14 protein-coding genes are annotated in these 16,189 nt (G+C 65.3%); 4 read left to right on the forward strand and 10 right to left on the reverse strand.

Annotation, left to right across the window (positions count from 1 at the left end):
* Positions 1-70: 70 nt before the first annotated feature.
* The 4 genes from E8F20_RS18310 (at position 71) to E8F20_RS18325 (ending at position 3,513) form a co-directional block, all read left to right on the forward strand.
* A complete protein-coding gene (locus E8F20_RS18310) occupies positions 71-502 on the forward strand; it encodes a hypothetical protein (RefSeq protein WP_280284997.1) in 432 nt (143 codons plus the stop codon).
* Positions 499-972 (forward strand): NUDIX hydrolase, encoded by a 474-nt coding sequence (locus tag E8F20_RS18315; protein WP_280284998.1) that lies wholly within the window; start codon positions 499-501, stop codon positions 970-972. The genes E8F20_RS18310 and E8F20_RS18315 overlap by 4 nt, the downstream gene beginning before the upstream one ends.
* Positions 973-1,128: 156 nt before the next feature.
* The gene (locus E8F20_RS18320) at positions 1,129-2,541 is read left to right on the forward strand and encodes an NAD(P)/FAD-dependent oxidoreductase (protein ID WP_280284999.1); all 1,413 of its coding nucleotides are present in this window, start codon (positions 1,129-1,131) and stop codon (positions 2,539-2,541) included.
* Between the two features lie 15 nt (positions 2,542-2,556).
* The gene (locus tag E8F20_RS18325; protein ID WP_280285000.1) at positions 2,557-3,513 is read left to right on the forward strand and encodes an alpha/beta hydrolase; all 957 of its coding nucleotides are present in this window, start codon (positions 2,557-2,559) and stop codon (positions 3,511-3,513) included.
* 51 nt (positions 3,514-3,564) lie between these two features.
* Here the strand turns inward: E8F20_RS18325 and hutG are convergent, their stop codons facing one another.
* The 10 genes from hutG to E8F20_RS18375 form a co-directional block, all read right to left on the reverse strand.
* The gene (gene hutG, locus E8F20_RS18330) at positions 3,565-4,368 is read right to left on the reverse strand and encodes an N-formylglutamate deformylase (RefSeq protein WP_280285001.1); all 804 of its coding nucleotides are present in this window, start codon (positions 4,366-4,368) and stop codon (positions 3,565-3,567) included.
* Positions 4,361-5,569, reverse strand: coding sequence for an imidazolonepropionase (gene hutI / locus E8F20_RS18335; RefSeq protein ID WP_280285002.1), 1,209 nt, complete (start codon positions 5,567-5,569; stop codon positions 4,361-4,363). Before hutI ends, hutG begins: the two co-directional genes overlap by 8 nt.
* A complete protein-coding gene (hutH, locus tag E8F20_RS18340) occupies positions 5,566-7,098 on the reverse strand; it encodes a histidine ammonia-lyase (protein WP_280285003.1) in 1,533 nt (510 codons plus the stop codon). Before hutH (E8F20_RS18340) ends, hutI begins: the two co-directional genes overlap by 4 nt.
* 11 nt (positions 7,099-7,109) lie before the next feature.
* Positions 7,110-7,940: a glycine betaine/L-proline ABC transporter ATP-binding protein gene (locus E8F20_RS18345; RefSeq protein ID WP_280285004.1), complete on the reverse strand. Its 831-nt coding sequence runs from the start codon at positions 7,938-7,940 to the stop codon at positions 7,110-7,112.
* On the reverse strand, positions 7,937-8,788 hold the full coding sequence (locus E8F20_RS18350; protein WP_280285005.1) for a proline/glycine betaine ABC transporter permease: 852 nt from the start codon (positions 8,786-8,788) through the stop codon (positions 7,937-7,939). Before E8F20_RS18350 ends, E8F20_RS18345 begins: the two co-directional genes overlap by 4 nt.
* A gap of 71 nt (positions 8,789-8,859) precedes the next feature.
* Positions 8,860-9,828: an ABC transporter substrate-binding protein gene (locus tag E8F20_RS18355; RefSeq protein ID WP_280285006.1), complete on the reverse strand. Its 969-nt coding sequence runs from the start codon at positions 9,826-9,828 to the stop codon at positions 8,860-8,862.
* Positions 9,829-10,037: 209 nt separating this feature from the next.
* Complete coding sequence (hutH, locus tag E8F20_RS18360) at positions 10,038-11,570, reverse strand: histidine ammonia-lyase (RefSeq protein ID WP_280285007.1); 1,533 nt, start codon at positions 11,568-11,570, stop codon at positions 10,038-10,040.
* Between the two features lie 2 nt (positions 11,571-11,572).
* The gene (gene hutU / locus E8F20_RS18365; RefSeq protein WP_280285008.1) at positions 11,573-13,243 is read right to left on the reverse strand and encodes a urocanate hydratase; all 1,671 of its coding nucleotides are present in this window, start codon (positions 13,241-13,243) and stop codon (positions 11,573-11,575) included.
* Positions 13,244-13,282: 39 nt separating this feature from the next.
* Positions 13,283-14,608: a YjiH family protein gene (locus E8F20_RS18370; RefSeq protein ID WP_280285009.1), complete on the reverse strand. Its 1,326-nt coding sequence runs from the start codon at positions 14,606-14,608 to the stop codon at positions 13,283-13,285.
* Between the two features lie 255 nt (positions 14,609-14,863).
* Positions 14,864-15,871 carry an ABC transporter substrate-binding protein gene (locus tag E8F20_RS18375; RefSeq protein WP_280285010.1) on the reverse strand — a complete coding sequence of 336 codons (1,008 nt, stop codon included), beginning with the start codon at positions 15,869-15,871 and terminating at the stop codon, positions 14,864-14,866.
* Positions 15,872-16,189 lie beyond the last annotated feature (318 nt).

Here is a 16,189-nt window from a genome sequence, read left to right on the forward strand (position 1 = left end):
AAGGTCGACCCTTGGGCGAGTCCGGCCTTTTAATCTGCCGGGCATCATAACGAGGAAAAAGGAGTTCAGCATGCTACTCAGGAAGTTCGCGCTGCCGACGCTCTGTGTTCTGGCAATCCTAGCCGGTTGTGGCCGAAACGACCCGGCCGCGGAGCTGGATGCGGCGGTGCAACAACTGCAGGACAACCTCGAAGCGAAGAAAACCAGCGCGGTACTGGAGCAGTTGCACCCGCAGTTCATTGCCCAGCAGCAGAACGACCGCGACTGGGCCAAGCGCACCATGACCCTGCTGTTCATGCGCCACAAGAACGTCAGCGTGCTCGCCCTCAGCAAGGCCAACCGGCTCGACCCGACCTACCACGAGAAAGGCTACTCCGAGGTCCAGGTGGCCCTCACCGGCGCCGAAGGGCTGATTCCCGACAGTGCCCGCCACTATGGAGTGAAGCTGGAGTGGTGGCTGGACGATGGCGAGTGGAAGCTCGCCCGGCTGGACTGGCAATGAGCGCGCCGCTCACCCATCGCATCCGCGCCGCCGGCCTGCTGGTGCGGGACGGCCGCATCCTGCTGGTCAAGCACGTGGTGGGCGACGACACCTACTGGATCCCGCCGGGCGGCGGCTTCGAATCCCAGAGCGACGAATGCACCCGCGACACCGTACGCCGAGAATTCAGGGAGGAAACCGGACTGGACGTGGAGGTCGGACCGCTGGTCTACGTGCGCGAATTCGCCGAACCGGCCCTGGGCCGCTTCCACATGGAGCTGTTCTACCGGATCGACGCCTGGCGCGGCGAACTCAGCCTGGCCAACCTGAATGGCCTGGGCGGCGACGAGTTCGAGATTCGTGAACTGGGCTGGGTCAGCCGCGAGGAACTCGCTGCCCTGCCCTTCTACCCGGCGGAGCTGCTAGACGATGTGTGGGAGCGGGTGGCAGCCGAGGAAGTGGTGATTCGCCACCTGGGCCTGCAGCGCTAGCGCGCGCGACCAGCGCCGAATACCGGCGAAGGCGCCAAACAACAAGGGTCATAGAGCCATTGGCTATGGCAGCAATCAGCTCTTGGTCTGGTATGCCGGCGCCATGGCACTAAGTTTGGGAGTTTGGGGGCATTCATCTTCACGAGGACAGCCACCATGGACCCAAACCTGCTGGAGGTCGACTATCTGGTGATCGGCGCAGGCGCTGCGGCAATGGCATTCGTCGACACCCTGCTCAGCGAATCTGACGCCACCGTGCTGATGGTGGACCGGCACGCCCAGCCCGGCGGCCACTGGAACGATGCCTATCCATTCGTGCGACTGCACCAGCCCTCCGCCTGCTACGGGGTCAATTCCCGCGAACTCGGCAGTGGCAGGAAGGACGCCTCCGCACTGGGCAATGGCCTGTACGAACTGGCTTCCGGCACGGAGATTCTCAGCTACTACGCGCAGGTGATGAATCAGCAGTTCCTGCTGTCGGGGCGCGTGCGCTACTACCCCATGTGCGACTACATCGGTGACCGCGCGTCCGACCATCGCTTCGTCTCCCGGCTCAGTGGCCGGGAATACCGGGTGCAGGTGCGGCGCAAACTGGTGGATGCCACTCACGCCCGGACCCAGGTGCCTTCCACCCACCCCCCGAAATACCGGGTCGCCAGTGGGGTGGCCTGCGTGCCCCCCAATGACCTGCCGCGAATCGGCCAGCCGTGCCCGGCCTACGTGGTGGTTGGCTCGGGCAAGACCGGCATCGATTCCTGCGTGTGGCTGCTGCAGAACGGCGTGGCGCCGGAATCGATCTACTGGATCATGCCCAAGGATGCCTGGCTGGTGGACCGCGCAAACATTCAGCCCGGCCTGGAGTATTTCGAACAGGTGGTCCAGAGCGTCGCGGCACAGTACGACGCCATCGCCGACGCCACGTCCCTGCCCGACCTGTTCGACCGGCTGGAGCAGTCTGGCCAACTCCTGCGCATCGACCCTGCCGTCACACCGACGGCCTATCGCGGGGCGACCGTATCGCAAGCAGAACTGGGCGCCCTGCGCGGCATTCGGCACAAGGTGCGCCTGGGCCATGTGCAAGCGATAGCGCCGGGACGAATCGAGCTCGAGCGAGGCACCCTCGGCGTACCCCCCGGCGCCTTGCATGTGGACTGCAGCGCAAGGGGCCTCGACGGCTGGGACCCGGTGCGGGTATTCGACGCCGAACGGATCAACCTGACCCTGGTCAGCAACAACCAGCCGGTCTTTTCCGCGGCGCTGATCGCTTATGTCGAATGCCACTTGGCGGACGACCATGAGAAGAACGCCTATTGCGGACCGGTTCCCACGCCCCGGTTACCCGAAGACTGGATCAGGATCTGGGCGAGCTACATGAACAACTTCGTGCGCTGGCGCGCTGATCCGGGATTGACCCAGTGGCTGGGGAAATCACGCCTGTTTCTGATGACCACCGTCATGCGCGATCTGCGCCCGGAGGACACGGAACGACATGCCCTGCTCCATAAGCTGGCGAATGCCCGACAGCGGGGAGTGGAAAACCTGCCGCGGCTGATGGCAATGCTCACCTGAGCACGGGACGCGAACATGACCACGCCGCACCTGGAAACCCTCAGCGTCAATGGCATTCGCATGCGGGTCGCCATGCAGGGTGCCGGGCCACTCGTGCTGCTGTGCCATGGGTTTCCGGAGCTCTGGTACTCCTGGCGGCACCAGCTCGACGCGCTCTCGACCGCCGGATTCCGGGTCGTCGCCCCGGACATGCGCGGCTACGGCGGGACCGACGCGCCGCTGCACGTGGAGGCTTACACCCGGCTGCATCTGATCGGGGACATGGTGGACCTGGTCCGGGTGCTGGGGGAAAGTCAGGCGGTGATTGCCGGCCACGACTGGGGGGCAATGGTCGCCTGGGGCGCTGCGCTGACCAGACCGGACCTGTTTCGCGCCGTCATCGGCATGAGCGTACCCTTCGCGCCACCCGATCCCACGGACGTCCTGAAAGCGCTGGAAGACCGAGGTATCCATGACTACTACCTGCAGTACTTCCAGGCACCTGGTGTTGCGGAAGCCGAGTTGGAGCGGGATACCGAAGCGACCATCAGGCGGCTGCTCCATTGCGGCTCCGGGGATTGGCACGGTGTGCCGGCCTTTGGCCGCCTCCCCGGGCAGGGCTTCCTCGACCACATGGAAGCACCCAGGCGGCTGCCGGCCTGGCTAACCGAAGACGACATCGCGCACTACACGGGGGAATTCCGCCGCACGGGTTTTCGCGGCGGGCTGAACTGGTACAGGACCATGCGGCTCTCCGCTGAACTGATGGCACCCTGGCGCGGCTGCATCGTCCGGCAGCCGTCGCTGTTCATCGCCGGAGCCCGGGACTCCGTGCTTGGGTTTCCGATGATCCCCCAGTTGATCGCTGCCTTCCCGAAAACACTACCCGCGCTGCGCGGGTGCCACATGCTCGAGGGAGCCGGGCACTGGATACAGCAGGAGCGAGCCACGGAAGTCAGCAGGCTGATGGTGGCGTTTCTCCGCGCCCTTTGATGCGGTGTGGACGCCGAGAGCACTTCCCGCGTACACATCGGCTCGTCCAGGTCATCTGCCGTAGCGCTGATGCCCCCACGCCAACATCGCCTGCAGCAGCTTGCGCAGCACCGCCTGGGTCGGCACAGCCAGGTCTTCGCGGTAGTCGAAGGGCACCTGCTCGTCCATGTAGGTGCATTGGGCCAGTTCCAGCTGCACCGCGTGGATGTGCTGGTCGGGCTGGCCGTAGTGGCGGGTGATGTGGCCGCCCTTGAAGCGCCCATTCAGCACATGGCTGTAGTCCTGCGCATCGGCGCAAACCGCCACCAGCGCCTCGGCCAGGGCCGAATCGCAGCTGGCACCGGCGTTGGTGCCGAGGTTGAAGTCCGGCAGCCGGCCATCGAATAGGCGCGGAACGAAAGAGCGGATGGAGTGGGCGTCGAACAGCAGCGCGTAACCGAACTCGGCTTTCATGCGCGCCAGCTCATCACGGATGGTCTGGTGGTAGGGCGTCCAGATTTCCGCCAGATAACGCGCGCGCTCCGCCGCCGTGGGCTCTTCGCCCGTGCGGTAGAGCGGCTCGCCATCGAACAGGGTGGCCGGATAAAGGCCGGTGGTGGCCGTGGCATAGAGCGGCATGTCATCGGCCGGGCGATTGAGGTCGATGACATAGCGCGAATACTGCGCCACCAGCGTGCTCGCGCCCAGCTCGGCAGCGAAGTCATACAGGCGCGGAATGTGCCAGTCGGTATCGGTAAGGTCCCAGCCGGCCTCCACCATGCCGGCCTCCACCGCTGGCGTCAGGTGGATGCCGGGGTGCGGCATGCTGATCAGCAGCGGCGCGCGGCCGCGGCTGAAGCTCAGAACGTTATCCACAGTCGATCTCCTGTCCGTGTCGAATCACCCGCTTGGGCAGGTCGCCGCCCAACCAATAGGCGAGTTCCGCCGGGCGCTGGATGTCCCAGGCGATGAAGTCGGCCACCTTGCCCACTTCCAGGCTGCCGTGACTGTCGGCCAGGCCCAGGGCCTTGGCCGCGTGCAGGGTGGCGCCGGCAAGCGCCTCTTCCGGGGTCAGGCGGAACGAGGTACAGGCCATGTTCAGCATCATCCGCAGCGACAGTGCCGGGGAAGTGCCAGGGTTGAGGTCGGTGGACACCGCCATGGCGACGCCGTGCTTGCGCAGTGCATCGATGGGCGGCAGCTGGGTTTCCCGCAGCAGGTAGAAGGCGCCCGGCAGCAGCACGGCGACCGTTCCGGCCGCCGCCATCGCAATGGCGTCGTCCTCGGTCATGTACTCCAGATGGTCCGCCGACAGCGCCTGGTAGCGCGCGGCCAGGGCAGAGCCATGCAGGGACGAGAGCTGCTCCGCATGCAGCTTCACCGGCAGACCCAGCTCACGGGCCACCTTGAACACTCGCTCCACCTGGGCCGGGGAAAAGGCCAGGTGTTCGCAGAAGGCATCCACCGCATCCACCAGCCCCTCACCGGCCAGGGTCGGCAGCATCTCGTTGCAGATGTGGTCGATGTAGTCGTCGGCCCGGCCGGCGTATTCCGGCGGCAGGGCGTGGGCCGCCAGGCAGGTGGCGCGCACGGTCATCGGCAGGGTCTCGCCCAGGCGCCTGGCGACCCGCAGCATCTTGCGCTCGCTGGCCAGGTCCAGGCCGTAGCCGGACTTCACTTCCAGGGTGGTAACGCCATCGCGCAACAACTGACGGGCGCGACGGGTAGCGCTTTCCAGCAAGTCGTCCTCACTGGCCTCGCGGGTCGCGCGCACGGTGCTGGCGATGCCGCCACCCTGGGCGGCGATCTCGGCGTAGCTGACGCCTTCCAGGCGCTGCTCGAACTCCCGGCTGCGATCACCACCGAAGACCAGGTGGGTGTGGCAGTCGATCAGCCCCGGGGTGACCCAGGCGCCGTTGAGGTCGACGTCCACGTCATAGGGAATCGCCGGCAGTGCCTCGCGCGGGCCGATCCACTCGATACGACCGGAATAGGTAACCAGCACCGCGTCTTCGATGATCGCGTACTTGCCGTCCTTCATGGTCGCGGCATGGCAGTTCTGCCAGAGGTGTTTCATTGCAGTCCTCCGGTGCGAGCGGCAATCCCTTCCAGCGCGGCACCGTCGCGCAACAGGTCGGCGGCACGGGCGATGTCCGGCGCCAGCCAACGGTCCTGGTCATAGGCGGGCACACGCTCGCGCAGGGTTTCCCAGGCGGCAGCGGTGCCGGCACCGAAGCTCCTGGGGGTGTGGAACTCAAAGGCCTGGGCGGCCAGCAAGTATTCGATCGCGAGAATACGGCCGCAGTTCTCCAGCGCCCTGCCCAACTTGAGGGCTGCGCTGGTGCCCAGGCTCAGGTGGTCTTCCTGCAGCCCGGACGTGACGAAGTTATCCACAACCGCGGGTTGCGCCAGCTGACGGTTCTCGCCCACCAGGGCCGCAGCCACGTATTGGGCGATCATCATTCCCGAGTTGACCCCGGGCTGACTCACCAGGAAGGCCGGCAGGCCACTGACCAACGGGTTCACCAGGCGATCCAGGCGGCGCTCGGCTATGCCGCCCAGCTCGGCCACGGCGATGGCCAGCAGGTCCGCCGCCATGGCGATCGATTCACCGTGAGGGTTGGCCTGGGACACCACTTTGTAGGCGTCCGGCGTGCCCAGCAGCAGCGGGTTGTCGTTAGCCGAGGCCAGTTCGGTATCGACCTGGCGCGCAGCATGGGCCAGTTGGTCACGGCAGGCGCCATGCACCTGCGGGATGGAACGGATGCTCAGGGCGTCCTGGGTGCGGACGCCGCGACTTTCGGCGACCACCTCGCTGCCCGCGAGCAGGGCCAGCAGGTTGGCGCCTACCGTCTGCATGCCCGGGTGTGGCTTGAGGGCGATGATGTCCGGGTCGAAAGCCGCGATCTGCCCGCGCAGGGCTTCGAAGCTCATGGCGCCGATCACGTCGGCCCAGCGCATCAGGCGTTCGGCGTCGTCCAGGGCCAGGCAGGTCAGGCCGGTCATGCAGGGCAGGCCATTGACCAGGCAGAGCCCGTCCTTGGCGCCCAGACGCACGGACTCCAAGCCTTCGGCGGCCAGGGCCTCGACGGCAGGCACCACCTGGCCGCGATAGCTCACCTCGCCAACGCCGAGCAAGGCGATGCCGACATGGGCCATGTGGGTCAGGTAGCCCACGGACCCCTGGGACGGCACCCGCGGGGTGATGCCACGATTCAGCAGGGCCAGCAGCGCCTCCACCACCTGCCGCTGCAGGCCGGAGTGGCCGTGGCTGAAGTTAGCGATTGCGCAGCAGATGATGGCGCGCGTCTGCTCGTCTGCCAGGACCGGACCAACCCCGCAGGCATGGCTGAGCAGCGTGTTACGCGACAGCGCGGCGAATTGTTCGGCGTTCAGCACAATGTCGCTCAGGGCGCCGAGGCCGGTGCTGATCCCGTAGGCGCGCTCGCCCCGTTCGACGATACGTTCGACGATGCCACGGGCATTCTCGATGCGCGCCCAGGCTGCCGGGGTCAGCTCCAGGCGGGCGCCGTGACGGGCCACGGCCACCACCTGGCGCCAGTTCAGCGGTGAATCGCCCAGCAGGACTTTCTCGGGTAACGACATTCGGACGTTCCTTACAGATTGGCCACGCGGCGCTGGACGAAGCGGTCGACGTAATCGTCCGCGGGCTGGTGGAGGATTTCACGCGGCGTACCGACCTGAATCAGTTGGCCGTCCTTGAGGATGGCGATGCGATTGCCGATGCGCACGGCTTCGTCCAGGTCATGGGTGATGAAGACGATGGTCTTCTGCAGGGTCTTCTGCAGTTCCAGCAGCTGCTCCTGCATATCGGCGCGAATCAGCGGGTCGAGGGCGCTGAAGGCTTCGTCCATGAGGATGATGTCGGTGTCGGAGGCCAATGCACGGGCCAGGCCGACGCGTTGGCGCATGCCACCGGAAAGCTGGTGCGGGTAGGATTTCTCGTAGCCTTTCAGGCCCACGGTAGTAATCCAGTGCTGGGCACGCTCCAGGCAGTATTCCTTGGTCTCGCCGCGCACCTTGAGGCCGTAGGCGACGTTGTCGATCACCGACTTGTGCGGCAGCAGGCCGAAGCTCTGGAACACCATGCTGATCTTCTTGCGGCGGAATTCGCGCAACTGCTCCATGTCGTAGCGCAGGATGTCCTCGCCATCGACCAGGATCTGCCCGCTGGTGGGGTCGATCAGGCGGTTGAAATGGCGCACCAGGGTGGACTTGCCGGAACCGGACAGGCCCATGATCACGAAGATCTCGCCCGCACCGATGGACAGCGACAAATCGTTGACCCCGACCACGCACCCGGTGTTGTCCAGCACATCGGCTTTGCTCTTGCCTTGCTGGATCAGTGCCAGGGCCTCCTCGGCGCGCTGGCCGAAGATCTTGAAAACATTCTTGACGACAATCTTGCTCATGTTCTCGCCACTCATTTGCTGGCTGCGTGCCGCGAACGGCCGTAAGCCTGGGTGATGCGGTCGAAGACCACAGCCAGGATGACGATGGCCAGGCCTGCTTCGAGGCCCTTGCCGACGTTGAGCGTCTGGATGCCCACCAGGACGTCTTCACCGAGGCCTCGGGCGCCGATCATCGAGGCGATCACCACCATCGACAGGGCCATCATGGTGGTCTGGTTGATACCGGCCATGATGCTCGGCATGGCCAGCGGCAGCTGCACGCCGAACAGTTGCTGCCAACGGTTGGCGCCAAAGGCGTTGATGGCTTCCATCACTTCTCCGTCAACCTGGCGGATGCCGAGATCGGTCAGACGGATAAGCGGCGGCGCGGCGTAGATCACGGTGGCGAAAATGGCTGGCACCTTGCCCAGGCCGAAGAGCATCAGCACCGGGATCAGGTACACGAAGCTGGGCATGGTCTGCATGATATCCAGCAGCGGCATCAGCACCGCGCGCAGGCGGTCGCTACGGGCCGCAAGGATGCCCAGGGGGATGCCGATCAGCACCGAGATGAAGGTGGCCACCAGCATCAGCGCCACGGTCTGCATCAGCTTGTCCCAGAGCCCCACCGCACCGACCAGGAACAGCAGGCCGGTGATCACGACCGTCGGCAGGATGCGCCGGGTGGCATGCCAGGTGATGCCGGCGACTATCGCCAATATCAGCCACCAAGGCGTGGCGCGCAGGGTGCCTTCCAGATAGACGATGGCCCAGAGCAGGGTGTCGGAGATGTGGCGGAACACATCGCCGTAGTTGGTCACCAGGCTGTCTACCCAGCCATTGACCCAGTCAGCGATGGAGAAGGTGAAGCGTTCGGGGAACATAGCTCGCTCCGGTCATGTGGGGGGCCTTCTCCACCCAGGGAGAAGGCCGGAATCAGTAGTGCCCAGCGGCCTCAGAGAGCGGCTTCGATTTTCTTCGCCGCATCCTCGCTGACCCAGGCGCGCCACACCTCCGGGTGCTCCTTGAGGAAGAGCTTGGCCAGGTCCGCCGAGTCCATTTTTTCCTTGGCCATCTTCGCCAGGTTCTGGTTCAGCAGGTCGATCGGCAGGTTGACCTTGGTCAGCACCGCCACCAGCTCCGGGGCCTCGTCGTGGAAGGTCTTGGACAGGCCGACCTGGATGGTCACGCTCTTGTCCACGCCGGCCTTCTCTTCCAGCTTGACCAGGTCGGCCTGCCCCATCAGCGGCGTCGGCGACCAGTAATAGAAAAGAATAGGCTCGCCACGGCGATAGCTCGACAACACGGCGGCATCCAGGGCCGGGCCGGTGCCGGGACGGAAGTTGGTGAACTTCTCTTCCAGGCCGTAGCTCTTGAGCATTTCGCTGTTGTCCAGCTCACAGGTCCAGCCGGCCGGGCAGTTGTAGAAACGGCCCTTGCCCGGCTCTTCCGGGTCACGGAACAGCTCGGCGTATTGGCCGAGGTCGGCGATGGCTTTCAGCTGCGGTGCCTTGGGTTCGAGGCCACGCTTGGCGTCACCCTCGATCACGTAGCGCGGCACGTACCAGCCTTCGGTGGCGCCGACGATCGGTGCGCCCACGCCCACCACCTTGCCGGCAGCAGCGGCCTTGTTCCAGGCATCGCTACGGCCGATCCATTCCTCGGCGAACACCTGGATATCGTTGTTGCCCAGGGCCTGTTCCATGGTGATGGAGTTGCCCGGCAGGCTGTCGGTCTCGCAGCCGTAGCCGTTCTTCAGCACGAACTGCAGGAGGTCGGTGAGCAGCATGCCGCTCTCCCAGTTGAGCCCGGCGAACTTCACCGCCTTGCCGGATTCGCACCAGCCCTCCGCCTGGGCGGAAGCTGCCCCGGCCAGCAGGCCAGCGGCACACATCAGACTCAACACTCGCTTCTTGAATTGCATGTTCCGACGCTCCTGAAACTTGGAATGGAATGAGGCAGTTCGTTCATCGACAGGAGCCGGTCGTGCCGGCTCCCGCTGCCAGTAACTGGCATTTGTTGTTTTAAGAACCGGCCACGACTCGTGATCGTCCCGGGTAACTCGCGCAGCGGCGAGGCTCCTGAGCCAGGCTGGAACGCCTGCATCCCAACCTCCGGCTCCTTGCTTCAGGCTCACAAGCTCGGCAGCAACTTCGCCGGCATCAGGCTGTTCAGGCAGCCGCTGGCCAGCAGGTTGCTGGCGGTTTCGATGTCCGGGGCGAAGAAGCGGTCTTCCTGGTAGTAGGCCACCTGGGCGCGCAGCAGGCCGCGGGCTTCTTCCAGCTTCGGCGAGCTCTTCAGGCCGGTGCGGAAATCCAGGCCCTGGCAGGCGCCCAGCCATTCGATGGCGAGGATGCCGCGCACGTTCTCGGCCATGGCCCAGAGGCGCTTGCCGGCGTTCGGCGCCATCGAGACATGGTCTTCCTGGTTGGCGGAGGTGGGCAGGCTGTCGACGCTGGCCGGGTGAGCCAGGGCCTTGTTGTCGCTGGCCAGGGCGGCTGCGGTGACCTGGGCGATCATGAAGCCGGAGTTGACCCCGCCGTTTTCCACCAGGAAGGGCGGCAACTGCGACATGTGCATGTCCATCATCAGCGAGATGCGACGTTCGGACAGCGAGCCGATTTCAGCGATGGCCAGCGCCAGGTTGTCAGCGGCCATGGCCACCGGCTCGGCGTGGAAGTTGCCGCCAGAGATCACGTCCCCCTCTTCGGCGAATACCAGCGGGTTATCGGAAACCGCGTTGGATTCGATCTCCAGCACCTCGGCGGCCTGGCGCAGTTGGGTCAGGCAGGCGCCCATGACCTGCGGCTGGCAGCGCAGGGAGTACGGGTCCTGCACCTTGTCGCACTTCTCATGGGAGCGGGCGATTTCGCTGCTGGCGGTGAGCAGGTCACGGTACGCGGCTGCTACATCGATCTGGCCGCGCTGGCCACGGGCGGCATGGATGCGCGCATCGAATGGGGCGCGGGAGCCGAGCATGGCCTCGACGCTGAGGCCGCCGCAGACGGTGGCGCCCGCGAACAGGTCCTCGGCCTCGAACAGGCCGCGCAGGGCATAGGCGGTGGACACCTGGGTGCCGTTGAGCAGGGCCAGGCCCTCCTTGGCGGCCAGGGTCAGCGGCTCCAGGCCGGCAACCGCCAGGGCTTCGGTGGCCGGCAGCCATTGGCCTTTGTAGCGCGCCTTGCTCTCGCCGAGCAGGATCAGGGACATGTGCGCCAGGGGCGCCAGGTCGCCGGACGCGCCCACCGAGCCTTTCAGCGGAATGTGCGGGTAGACCTCGGCATTGATCAGTGCGACCAGGGCGTCGATCACCTTGCGGCGGATACCGGAGAAACCACGCGCCAGGCTGTTCACCTTGAGCAGCATGATCAGGCGCACCATGGCATCGTCCAGCGGTTCGCCAACACCGGCGGCGTGGGACAGCACCAGCGAGCGCTGCAGCTTTTCCAGGTCGGCCGGGGCGATACGGGTCGAGGCCAGCAGGCCGAATCCGGTGTTGATGCCGTAGGCAGTGCGGCCTTCAGCGACGATGCTCTCGACGCAGGCAACACTGGCGTCGATGGCCTTGCCGGCGCTGGCGTCCAGGGTCACCTGCACGGGCGCGTGGAATACCTGGCGCAGCTGCGCCAGGGTCAGGGTTCCGGGTTTCAGGTTCAGCGCGTTCACGCTCAGTCTCCTTTGCCGATCATGGGCAGGTTCAGGCCCTGCTCACGTGCGCAATCAATGGCGATCTGGTAGCCCGCATCGGCATGGCGCATCACGCCGGTGCCCGGGTCGTTGGTCAGTACGCGAGCGATGCGTGCAGCGGCTTCGTCGGTACCGTCGCAGACAATGACCATGCCCGAATGCTGGGAGAAGCCCATGCCCACGCCGCCACCATGGTGCAGCGACACCCAGGTCGCGCCGCTGGCGGTGTTCAGCAGGGCGTTGAGCAGCGGCCAGTCGGAGACGGCGTCGGAACCGTCCTGCATGGCTTCGGTTTCGCGGTTCGGGCTGGAGACCGAGCCGGAGTCCAGGTGGTCGCGGCCGATGACGATGGGCGCCGACAGCTCGCCGCTGCGCACCATTTCGTTGAACGCCAGGCCGAGCTTGGCGCGCAGACCCAGGCCAACCCAGCAGATACGTGCCGGCAGGCCCTGGAAGCTGATGCGCTCGCGGGCCATGTCCAGCCAGCGGTGCAGGTGGGCGTCGTCCGGAATCAGTTCCTTGACCTTGGCGTCGGTCTTGTAGATGTCCTGCGGATCACCGGACAGCGCGGCCCAGCGGAACGGACCGATACCACGGCAGAACAGCGGGCGGATGTAGGCCGGAACGAAGCCTGGGAAGTCGAAGGCGTTGGCCACGCCCTCTTCCTTGGCCATCTGGCGGATGTTGTTGCCGTAGTCGAAGGTGGGCACGCCCATCTTCTGGAAGTCCAGCATGGCTTGTACGTGGACGGCCATGGACTGCTTGGCAGCCTTGACCACCGCAGCCGGGTCGCTCTTCGCGCGGTCGCGGTACTGCTCCCAGCTCCAGCCGATCGGCAGGTAGCCATTGAGCGGGTCGTGGGCGCTGGTCTGGTCGGTGACCATGTCCGGGCGTACGCCGCGACGGACCAGTTCCGGCAGGATCTCGGCGGCGTTGCCCAGCAGCGCGATGGAGATCGCCTTGCCTTCGGCGGTGTACTTGGCGATGCGCGCCAGGGCGTCGTCCAGGTCCGACGCCTGCTCGTCGACGTAGCGGCTGCGCAGGCGGAAATCGATGCTGGTCTGCTGGCATTCGATGTTCAGCGAGCAGGCGCCGGCCAGGGTCGCCGCCAGGGGCTGGGCGCCGCCCATGCCGCCCAGGCCGGCGGTGAGCACCCAGCGCCCGGAGAGGTTGCCGTTGTAGTGCTGGCGGCCCGCCTCGACGAAGGTTTCATAGGTGCCCTGAACGATGCCCTGGCTGCCGATGTAGATCCAGCTGCCGGCGGTCATCTGGCCGTACATGGCCAGGCCCTTGGCATCCAGCTCATTGAAGTGTTCCCAGGTGGCCCAGTGGGGTACCAGGTTGGAGTTGGCGATCAGCACGCGCGGGGCATTGGCGTGGGTCTTGAAGACGCCGACCGGCTTGCCGGACTGCACCAGCAGGGTCTCGTCTTCATTCAGCTCTTTCAGAGACTCGACGATCTTGTCATAGCACTCCCAGTTGCGCGCAGCGCGACCGATGCCGCCGTAGACCACCAGTTCCTTCGGATTCTCCGCCACCTCGGGGTCGAGGTTGTTCATCAGCATGCGCAGCGGCGCTTCGGTCAGCCAGCTCTTGGCGTTCAGCTTGGTGCCACGCGGGGCGCGGATTTCGGTGTCACGGAATTTGGTCATGGCAGACTCCTCATTAAAGGGTAGTAGCGGGGGCGGCGATCAGAGCCAGCCCATGAATTGCGCCAGGTAAGCCAGCGGGATGCTGAACACCAGGCTGAGAATGGTGCGCTGCAGCCAGACCACCAGCAGGTCGCGCAGGCTCAGCGGAATCCGCGTGGCGAGCACGCAGGGAATCGAAGCAGAGAGGAACAGCACGCTGCTGACCGAAACGATGGCGGCGACGAACTTGACCACGACGTCGGCATCTTTCAGCAGCATGGCGGGCAGGAACATTTCGGCCAGGCCGGCAGAAATCGCGCGGGCCACTTCCATCGGTTCGTTCAGGCCGAACAGCCAGGTGACCGGGTAGAGCAGGACACCGACGGCGTCGAACAGCGGGGTGTATTTGGCTGCCAGCAGGCCCAGTAGGCCGACGGCAAGGATGCTCGGCAGGATCGCGGCGGTCATGCGCAAGCCATCGACGAAGGTTTCCCGCAGCGAGACCACAAGGGGCGGCGCGACGCTCGCCTGCTCCATGCCGGCCTGCCAGGCACTGCGCAGGCGGCCCACACCAGGCTGCAGCTGCGGCTCGGGAATGGGCTCGGACGGCAAGCGGGAAAGCGGATAGATGCGCGCACTGACGGCAGTCACGGCGAAGGTCACGGCCATGGCGCCCCAGAAGTACAGGTTCCACTGGTCCATCAGGCCCAGGGTCTTGGCGATGATCACCATGAACGGGGCGGAAACCGTGGAGAAGCCGGTGGCGATGATGGCCGCCTCACGCACGTTGTAGTGGCCCTGCTGGTACATGCGGTCAGTGATCAGCAGGCCGACGGAGTAGCTGCCAACGAAGGAGGCGACGGCATCGATCGCCGACTTGCCCGGCGTGCGCCAGATCGGCCGCATCACCGGCTGCATCAGCACACCGATCAGCTCCAGCAGGCCGAAACCGATCAGGAACACCAGCGACAGCGCGCCCAATGGCACGATCAGGGCCAGGCTGAGCACCAGCTTGTCGAACAGGAAGGGCAGCATCCCAGGCTGATAGATGGCTGCCGGACCGAACTGGAACAGGTAGGCCACGCCGATCAGCAGGCCAATCACCTTCAACACGCTGAACACGAGCCGCGTCGTGCCGTTGCGCCAACTGCCGCTGTACCAGGGCTCGATCGCGCCAAACAGCATGAACAGCAGCGCAAGACCGATCACCAGGGGCCGCGCATGCGTCTGCAGCGCCGTGGCGGCGTGGTCCAGCAGGATGGTCGAACGGCCCGCGATCTCGAACGGCACGAAGAACAGGACCAGCCCGATCAGGCTATAGCCCAGCAACCGGGCCAATGCAGGTCCGCGGGAGGAGGCTAAGGTTGGCAATAGCTCTTCGGGCATCTTTTTTCTCCGTCGGCGATTGAGGTCGGGCTGAATGTCTGAACACATCTCTACTTGTACATACAAGCATAAGCAAGCAAAGGGCCAACTCCTTTGCCGCGGAGGTGAATCCACGGAAAAGCCTTCAGCTACGGGGGATGGAGAGAATCGGGAAGCCATGCGGCGCCAGCGGAGCCAACGCCGCAATCTGTTACCAGAATGAAAAATGCCCGATTTCGAAGCACTCAGGCCCCAGATTGGGGCCTTAGGTAACAGTCACTTCAAGGATGCGTCTACGCGCTGGGCGACTTCCGCCGGCACCCAGCTCGACCAGATGTCCCTGTGTTGGCGAAAGAAGGCGTCAGCCATCGGACCGGCCTCGACGTGCTCCTCGGCCATGCGCGCCAGGATGCCGTTGAACAGCGGCAGCGGGATCTCCACCTGTTCGAACACCTGCACCAGCGCCGGCGCCTTCTCATGCAGGTCGCGGGAGACGCCGATAGAGAGCTTCGCCGGTAACGAACGCGTTCCGATGGGCTTGGGGTGCTTCGGGTCGATCAGCGTTTCCCAGGCCTTCTGATCGAACGGCGGTTCCTCCAGCTGCACCAATGGGTAACGCCCCATCAGCGGCGTCGGCGACCAGTAGTAGAAGAGGATCGGCTGGCGTTGGCGGATGGCCGAGGTAATGGCCGCATCCAGCGCCGGGCCGGTGCCCGTGCGGAAGTTCACGTAGCTGTCTTCCAGTCCGTAGGCCTTGAGTTTCTGACTGTTGACGCCTTCGCAGGTCCAGCCGGTTGGGCAGTTGTAGAAGCGCCCCTTGCTGCGATCTTCCGGGTCCTTGAACAGCGCCTTGAAGCGCGGCAGGTCGCTCACCGAACGCAGGTCCGCGGCGGGCGCGCCCTCCCCCTTCACCAGGTAATCCGGCACCCACCAGCCCTCGGTGGCCCCCTTCACCGGCTCGCCGACGGCGAAGACTTCACCGGCCGCTTCGGCCTTGCGCCACAACTCGCTGCGGCCAGCCCACTGCTCGGCAATCACCTGAATGTCGTTCTGCCGCAAGGCGTTTTCCATGGTCAAGGTGTTACCGGGCAGCACGTCGGTCTTGCAGCCGTAGCCCTTCTCCAGCAGCACCCGCAGCACTTCGGTGGTGAACATGCCGCTTTCCCAGTTCAGGCCAGCCAGCATCACCGGCTTGGGATAGGGACATTCGGCGGCTTCGGCCTCCAGCGAGGCAGGCAGGACCAGGGACAGGACAATGGCAACGAGAACGCTGTGGCGGGGCATGGGCGGCTCCGGTAGGCGTGGCGGGCGACAGGGTTAGGTGTAGACCCTGTGGCGCGGTCGTGCCCGATTACGGAGCGGAGGAAAGGCGACTACTGTAGGGACGAATTCATTGGCTATGTCTGCGTTAGTTGTTGCAACGATGAAGGAAGTGCTCTAGTGCAGACCTTCGAGGCTTCCGCGCCAGCCTGACACAACCCTCATCCGAACGCGGCCCGCCCCAGCCCCTCTCCCAGAGGGAGAGGGGTGACTCGCGCCGGCGAGGCACGAACCATCCTGAAGCCCACACGGGCCTGATACCAGGCAGGCAAGGTGAGGCAG

It is taken from the genome of Pseudomonas sp. BN415 (assembly GCF_029871195.1).
GTDB classification, from domain to species: domain Bacteria; phylum Pseudomonadota; class Gammaproteobacteria; order Pseudomonadales; family Pseudomonadaceae; genus Metapseudomonas; species Metapseudomonas resinovorans.